The organism is Streptomyces anandii JCM 4720, from assembly GCF_014650655.1.
GTDB lineage: Bacteria > Actinomycetota > Actinomycetes > Streptomycetales > Streptomycetaceae > Streptomyces > Streptomyces anandii.
On the sequence record NZ_BMVJ01000004.1, the window covers coordinates 191818 to 198980 of the forward strand.

At 74.1% G+C, this 7163-nt stretch carries 9 protein-coding genes and 1 pseudogene; 4 read left to right on the plus strand and 6 right to left on the minus strand.

What is annotated here, in order from left to right; translation table 11 throughout:
- Window positions 1-108, minus strand: a 108-nt coding sequence (locus IE249_RS36745) for a LacI family DNA-binding transcriptional regulator (RefSeq protein ID WP_229858075.1), incomplete at its 3' end; no start/stop codon positions are given.
- A gap of 231 nt (window positions 109-339) precedes the next feature.
- Here IE249_RS36745 and IE249_RS09565 point away from each other — a divergent pair.
- From IE249_RS09565 to IE249_RS09580, 4 genes and pseudogenes are all read left to right on the plus strand, one after another.
- Window positions 340-660, plus strand: a pseudogene (locus tag IE249_RS09565) (FGGY-family carbohydrate kinase); the annotation flags it as partial.
- Window positions 661-701: 41 nt separating this feature from the next.
- Window positions 702-1457, plus strand: a complete 756-nt coding sequence (locus tag IE249_RS09570; protein WP_189704341.1) for a (Fe-S)-binding protein — start codon at window positions 702-704, stop codon at window positions 1455-1457.
- A complete protein-coding gene (locus IE249_RS09575; RefSeq protein ID WP_189704342.1) occupies window positions 1454-2932 on the plus strand; it encodes a LutB/LldF family L-lactate oxidation iron-sulfur protein in 1479 nt (492 codons plus the stop codon). Before IE249_RS09570 ends, IE249_RS09575 begins: the two co-directional genes overlap by 4 nt.
- The gene (locus IE249_RS09580) at window positions 2929-3600 is read left to right on the plus strand and encodes a LutC/YkgG family protein (RefSeq protein ID WP_189704343.1); all 672 of its coding nucleotides are present in this window, start codon (window positions 2929-2931) and stop codon (window positions 3598-3600) included. The genes IE249_RS09575 and IE249_RS09580 overlap by 4 nt, the downstream gene beginning before the upstream one ends.
- On the opposite strand, the gene IE249_RS09585 is transcribed toward IE249_RS09580, so the two are convergent.
- From IE249_RS09585 to IE249_RS09605, 5 genes are all read right to left on the minus strand, one after another.
- Window positions 3591-4178, minus strand: coding sequence for a hypothetical protein (locus tag IE249_RS09585; RefSeq protein WP_189704344.1), 588 nt, complete (start codon window positions 4176-4178; stop codon window positions 3591-3593). The genes IE249_RS09580 and IE249_RS09585 overlap by 10 nt on opposite strands.
- A 40-nt stretch (window positions 4179-4218) precedes the next feature.
- Complete coding sequence (locus IE249_RS09590; protein ID WP_229857943.1) at window positions 4219-5178, minus strand: ABC transporter substrate-binding protein; 960 nt, start codon at window positions 5176-5178, stop codon at window positions 4219-4221.
- Window positions 5175-5849 (minus strand): ABC transporter permease, encoded by a 675-nt coding sequence (locus IE249_RS09595; protein WP_189704345.1) that lies wholly within the window; start codon window positions 5847-5849, stop codon window positions 5175-5177. The genes IE249_RS09590 and IE249_RS09595 overlap by 4 nt, the downstream gene beginning before the upstream one ends.
- Window positions 5846-6526: an ABC transporter permease gene (locus tag IE249_RS09600; RefSeq protein ID WP_189704346.1), complete on the minus strand. Its 681-nt coding sequence runs from the start codon at window positions 6524-6526 to the stop codon at window positions 5846-5848. The genes IE249_RS09595 and IE249_RS09600 overlap by 4 nt, the downstream gene beginning before the upstream one ends.
- Before the next feature lie 136 nt (window positions 6527-6662).
- The coding region (locus IE249_RS09605) for a TetR/AcrR family transcriptional regulator (protein ID WP_229857946.1) at window positions 6663-7163 on the minus strand (501 nt) is incomplete at its 5' end.

The following is a 7163-nucleotide window of genomic DNA, read 5'->3' on the forward strand; positions in this document are numbered from 1 at the left end:
CCGGGTCTCGGTGGCGACGGTCTCGGGGTGGTTGATGACGTTGGAGACCGTGCCCACGGAGACACCGGCGGCGCGGGCGACGTCCTTGATACCCACCGACTGGCTCATCGGGCGGGAACCTCCAGGGAAGACGGGACGGGGGCGGCGGGCGGGGCGGCGGGGGGTGCTTCACGTTACCGTCGGCGCACCGCACACCGGAGCGGATCGGGCGGGCGGCGCGAGGCCGGCGGCGCGCGGGGGTGCCGGTGGTGCCGGCCGGCGGGGTCAGGCGAGGTGGAAGACCTCGGTGAGGGGCTTCATCGCCTCGTCCGGGCGGGGCGACCGTGGTGCGCGCGGCGCCTCGCCCTCGCCCACCGCCGGGCCGTCGCCGAGGCGCAGCGGCTCGCGGACCGCCCCTTCGACGTGGTGCACATCGTCGGCGGCGGCGCCCGCAAGGCCCTGCTGTGCCGGCTGACCGCCGACGCCTGCGGGCTGCCCGTGGTGGCGGGCCCCGCGGAGGCGGCGGCCCTGGACAACGTCCTGGTGCAGGCCCGCGCGCACGGACTCGTCGGCGACCGGGCCGGCATGCGGCGCCTGCTCGCCCGTACGCAGCCGCTCACCCGCTACGAACCCCGGGGTGACGCGGCGGCCTGGCGATCGGCCGAGGCCCGGCTCGCCTGACTACGCTTCATACATCCGATGAACGACACCGAGGAGCCGCGATGCGTGTCGCACTGTTCCTGACCTGTGTCAACGACACGCTCTATCCGGACACCGGGCGCGCCGTGGTGAGACTGCTGACCCGGCTGGGCGTGGAGGTGGACTTCCCGCAGGGGCAGACGTGCTGCGGGCAGGCGCACTACAACACCGGCTACCGGCACGAGGCGGAGCCGCTCGCCCGGCGTTTCGCCGAGGTCTTCGGCGGCTACGAGGCGATCGTGACGCCGTCCGGGTCCTGCGGGGCGATGGTGCGGGAGCTGTATCCGCGGATGGGCGCGCGGGCCCGGGCCGAGGGGCGCGGGAACACCCTGGAGCGGGTCCTGGCCCCGGTGGTGCCGAAGACGTACGAGCTGACGGAGTTCCTGGTGGACGTGCTGGGGGTGACGGACGTCGGCGCCTACTACCCGCACCGGGTCACCTATCACCCGACCTGCCACGGGCTGCGCGGCCTGGGCCTCGGGGACCGGCCCCGGCGGCTGCTCGAGGCGGTGAAGGGGCTGGAGCTGGTGGAGCTGCCCGGCGCGGAGGAGTGCTGCGGCTTCGGCGGCACCTTCGCGGTGAAGAATCCCGACGTGTCGGCGGCGATGGGCGCCGACAAGGTGCGCAACGCCGAGTCGACCGGCGCCGGGGTGCTGTGCGCGGGCGACAACTCCTGCCTCATGCACATCGGCGGGACCATGAGCCGGCTGGGCAGCGGGATGCGGCCGGTGCACATCGCGGAGATCCTGGCGAGCACGGAGGAGGAGCCTGCCGTATGAGCGCGACGTTCGTGGGGATGCCCGCGTTCCCGGTCGCGGCGCACGAGGCGGTCGCCGACACCACCCTGCGCGGCAATCTGCGCCATGCCACGCACACCATCCGCGCCAAGCGGGCGGCGGCCGTGGCGGAGGTGTCCGACTGGGCACAGCTGCGCGAGGCCGGCCGGCGGATCAAGGACCACACCCTGCGCCACCTCGACCGGTATCTGGTCCAGGTGGAGGAGGCGGTGACGGCGGCGGGCGGCACGGTCCACTGGGCGGCCGACGCCGAGGAGGCCAACCGGATCGTGACCGGTCTGGTGAAGGCCACCGGTGAGAGCGAGGTCGTCAAGGTCAAGTCGATGGCCACCCAGGAGATCGGGCTGAACGAGGCCCTGGAGGCGGAGGGCATCCGCGCCTACGAGACCGATCTCGCCGAACTCATCGTGCAGTTGGGCAAGGACCGGCCGTCGCACATCCTGGTGCCGGCCATCCACCGCAACCGCGCGGAGATCCGGGACATCTTCCGTTCCGAGATGAGCCGGTGGGGCCGCCCGGCCCCCGAGGGCCTGACCGACGCGCCCGCCGAACTCGCCGAGGCGGCCCGGCTGCATCTGCGGGAGAAGTTCCTGCGCGCCAAGGTCGGCATCTCGGGCGCCAACTTCGTGGTCGCCGAGACCGGCACGCTGGTGGTCGTGGAGTCCGAGGGCAACGGGCGGATGTGCCTGACGCTGCCCGAGACGCTGATCTCGGTCGTCGGCATCGAGAAGGTGGTGCCGACCTGGCGGGACCTGGAGGTGTTCCTGCAGACGCTGCCGCGCTCCTCGACCGCCGAGCGGATGAACCCTTACACGTCCATGTGGACCGGCACCCGCGACGAGGACGGGCCGAGCGCCTTCCACCTGGTCCTGCTCGACAACGGCCGCACCGACACGCTCGCCGACGAGGTCGGCCGGCAGGCCCTGCGCTGCATCCGCTGCTCGGCCTGCCTGAACGTCTGCCCGGTGTACGAGCGGGCCGGCGGCCACGCCTACGGCTCGGTCTACCCCGGACCGATCGGCGCCATCCTCAGCCCCCAACTGCGCGGCACGGCGAGCGAGATCGACGCCTCACTGCCGTACGCGTCCTCGCTGTGCGGGGCCTGCTACGAGGTCTGCCCGGTCGCCATCGACATTCCCGAGGTGCTGGTGCACCTGCGCGAACGCGTCGCGCAGGGCGGCGAGGCGACGCGGCAGGGCAACAAGGTGGTGCTCAAGCCCGCCAGGGGACACGCGGCCGAACGGGCGGCGATGCGGGCCGCGCGCTGGGCGTTCAGCCGCCCCGGTGTGCTGCGCGGCGGCCAGCGACTGGCGTCGCTGACCCGCCGGCTGCACCCGCGGACCCTGCCCGGCCCGGGCCGGGCGTGGACCGGGACGCGGGATCTGCCGCCGGTTCCCGCCGAGCCGTTCCGCGACTGGTGGCAGCGCACGCCCGGGGGCAAGGAGGACGCGAAGTGAGCAGCAGGGACCGTGTGCTGGGCCGGGTGCGGCGCGCGCTGGCCGGCGTGCCGGAGGACGACACGCCGTACGAACAGGCCGTCGTCCGGGACTACCTGCGCCGGCACGGGGAGCGCGCCGACGAGGACACGGTGGAGCTGCTGGCCGAGAACCTGGTGGACTACCGGGCGGTCGTGCACCGCGCGGACGCCAGGGACCTGCCGCTGCTGATCACCCGGCTGCTTGAGGCGCGCGGATCCGGCCGGGTGCTCCTGCCGCCGGGGCTCCCACCGGAGTGGACGTCGGCGGCCGACGCCCACTGGATCCAGGACCGCGCGGTGAGCACACCGGACGAACTCGACCGGGTGGACAGCGTGGTCACCGGCTGCGCGGTGGCGATCGCCGAGACCGGCACCATCGTCCTGGACGGCTCCCCCGACCAGGGCCGGCGCCGCATCACACTGATCCCCGACCACCACATCTGCGTCGTCCGCGTCCCCGACCAGGTGGTCTCCTCGGTTCCGGAGGCGCTGGAGCGACTGGATCCGACGCGGCCGCTGACGTGGATCTCCGGGCCCTCGGCGACCAGCGACATCGAGCTGGACCGGGTCGAGGGCGTGCACGGTCCGCGCACCCTGGAGGTGGTGCTGGTGAGCGGGGACCCGCGCACACCGAAGGCTCAGGAGTAGACGATCGGGGCGCCCCGGCGTATGGAGTGCTGGGCCGCGCGCAGGTACAGCGCCACGTAGAAGGCCGCGTCCAGGTCCTCGCTCCACGGTCCGGGGCGGACGGCGGCCAGCTTCGTGGCGTCGCCGTCCAGGAACCAGTTGGTCAGGTCGAGGTTGTCGCACGCGGACGGCACCTCGGGCGGCAGCGCCAGGGCCGCCGCGAGCCGCGCGGCGAGCGCCTCGACCTGGGGCGCGCCGGAGACGGTCGTCTCGTCCGCGTAGGCGTCGCCCACGGGAAGTATCAGCTCCTGATCGAGGGAGAACGGCACCAGCAGCGACCAGCCGCACAGCGTCTCGGTCTCCTCTTCGGACAGGTGCGCCCGGCAGAGGGCGAGGAACCCGTCCATGCCCGGCACCAGCTTCTCCTCGAAGGCCTGCCCCGAGCCCCGTACGAAGTCCTTCTCCTCGGGAGGGGACGCGTACGGCGGCAGGCCGCGGCGGCGCAGCTCCTCGTTCAGCGCGGCGGCGAGTCGGCCGCGGCCGTCCTCGCTCCCGTCGGACCACTCCCGCGCGCCGACGCCGACCAGATAGACACCCATGCCCGCAACGTACCGGCCGCCACCGACAACGCGGTCCCTCTCACGACAGCAGGCCCTTTTCGCGCAGGTAGCGGCGGGCCACGTCCTTCGGCAGCCGGCGCCACTGGTCCACCTGCCGGTTCATCGACGCGAGGTCCGCCGTCGTCAGGACCGCGCTCAGCCGGCCGAGCGCGCGGGTCACCCCCGGGCCGCCGGCGCGGGCGCGGTTGACGACCGGGACGACGTGGTCGGCGTTCTGGAGGTGACGGTCGTCGGCGAGGAGGACGAGGCCGAAGGCGTCGAGGCCGGCGTCCGTCGTGGTGGTCAGCACCATCTGGTCGCGGCCGCCGCGCACGGCCTCCTTCGCCTGGGTGGTGCCGACCCCCTTGGGGTCGATCCCGGTGATGTCGATGCCGTACGTCCGGCGCAGTCCCGGTGCGCAGTACGGCCGTTGCACGCACTCGTCGCCCGCCGCGAGCCGCACCTTCAGCCCGGAGGCGCCGAGGTCGCCGAGAGTTCTCAGGTGGTGCCGGTGCGCGTAGGAGGCGCTCACGGCGAACGCGTTCTGGTCGACGGCCCGGCCGGGTTCGAGAACGGTCAGTCCGCGGGGCGTGGCGAGCCGGCGCAGCGCGCTCATGGTGACCTCGAGGTCGGGCGAGCCGACGGGGCGCGCGCCGGAGCCGTGGGTCTTCGCGTTCAGCCAGTCGGCGAAGGTGGCCGCGTACTCGGGTACGACGTCGACGCCGCCCGACTCCAGGGCGGGTTCGTAGAGTTCGCGGTTGGCGACGGTGATGAGGGAGGTCCGGTAGCCGGCCTGGTTCAGCAGCAGGGCGTACATCTGCGCGAGCAGGTCGCTCTCGGTGAAGCCGGCCGATCCCACGGTCAGGTGACGGCTGTCGCCCGGTGAAGCGGTGACCCGGCCGCGGTCCTCCAGGGCGGGGCCCGTGGCGCAGGCGGTGAGCGGGGCGAGCAGGAGCAGCGGGAACAGCAGGAGCGGCAGGCGCGGGGCCGGGACCCTCACCGGTCGCCGCCCCGCGCCCACGGCGGGCCGAGCCGCTCGGCGGCCGCGAACACGCCCTCGACCAGCAGCGCGAGCGCCGCGACGAGGACGGCGCCGGCGACCACCTGAGGGGTGCTCGCCAGGTTGAAGCCGGCCGTGATGATCCGGCCGAGCCCGCCGCCGCCGGCCAGCGCCGCGATCGTGGCGGTGGCGACGAGCTGGACCGCGGCGGTCCGCACTCCGTTCAGGATCATCGGAAGCGCGAGGGGCGACTCCACCTGGAGCAGCACCTGCCGCCCGGACATCCCCGTCCCGCGGGCCGCGCGGACCGTGTCGCGGTCGACCTCGCGCACGCCGACGTAGGCGTTGGTGAGCAGCGGGGGCAGCGCGAACAGCACCAGCGCGACGACCGTCGGCCCCTCGCCCCAGCCGCCGACCGGGGTCAGGAGCAGCAGGACGAGGACGGCGAAGGTGGGCACGGCACGGCCGATGTTGGAGATGTTCACGGCGAGTGCGCCGCCCCTGCCGAGGTGGCCGAGGACGAGCGCGACCGGCAGGGCGATCAGGCAGGCGACGGCCAGGCAGACGACCGTGAGCACCACGTGCTGGAGGAGGCGGTGCGCGATGCCGTCCTCGCCGGCCCAGTGCGCGGGGTCGGTGAGCCAGTTCCAGGCGCCGGCCAGGGTCGTCATGTGCGGCCCGTCCGCGTCCAGGGGGTGATCATCCGCTGTACGCCCAGCAGGAGCAGGTCGGCGGCGACCGCGATGACCACGCACAGCACGGACGCGGTGAGCACCTGGGCCTTGAAGTAGGTGTTCATGCCCGCGTAGATGAGGTTCCCGAGTCCGCCGTACCCGACGATCGCGCCCAGGGTGACCAGGGAGACCGCCGAGACCGTGGCGATGCGCAGCCCCGCCATGGCGGCGGGCAGGGCGAGCGGCAGTTCGACGGTGAGCAGCAGCCGGAGGGGGCCGTGGCCGAGGCCGCGCGCCGCCTGCCGGGTCTCCTCGGGCACGGCACGCAGTCCGGCGAGGATGTTGCGCACCAGCAGGGTCAGCGAGTACAGCGCGAGGCCGGCGACGACCAGGCTCTCCGAGAGCCCGTACAGGGGCAGGAGCAGGGAGAACATCGCCAGCGACGGAATGGTGTAGAGGATCGTCGTGCCGGCCAGTACGGGCCCGGCGGCCGGCCGCAGACGGCGGGCGAGCAGGGCGAGCGGGACGGCGAGGACCAGCCCGATGAGCACCGCGAGGGCCGTGATCCGGACGTGCTGGAGCGTGGCGTCGAGGAGGATCTGGCGGCGGGTGCTCAGATAGGCCCCGCAGATCCACTCGTTGCGGGCGAGGCAGTCGTCCGGGGGCACGGTCACCCGTCCATTGCACCGGCGGACCGGTGCTGGCGGCACTCTGGGGTGACCCGTCCGGGGGCCGCTCCGCGGCGGGACCGGTGGGCCGCGGCGGGAGCGTCGGGCCGGGCCGCGGCGGGAGCGTCGGGCCGGGTGCGGGTCAGCCGACGCCCGCGGCGTCCAGCAAGGTCGTCGCGGTGGCAGTGGCCAGGCCGTCGTCGAGGGTCTCCACGCCCGCGCCGCTGCGGGCGGAGGCGCCGTCGAAGACCAGCATCAGCTGGCGGGCGAGCAGTCCTGGCTCACGGGCCCCGCCCAGCTCGGCCTGGGCGCGGAACGCCTCCTTCAGGCGCTCCTTGGCGTCGCGGGCCACGCGGCTCGCGGCGTGGGCGGGGTCCTTCAGCTCGACGAGCGCGGCGAGGTAGGGACAACCGTGGTAGCCGGGCTCGGCGGAGGCGCCGGTCAGCCGCTCGAAGACGTACAGGATCCGCTCGCGGGGGGTGGCGGCCTCGCCGGGGCCGGGGGTGAGCCGGGCCTCGTAGCCGGGCAGGCGCCGCTCCAGGCTCGCGGCGAGCATCTCGTCCTTGCTGTCGAAGAGCTGGTACATCGACCGCTTGGAGACGCCGGCCGCCCGGCACAGCGCCTCCACGCCGACGGAGACGCC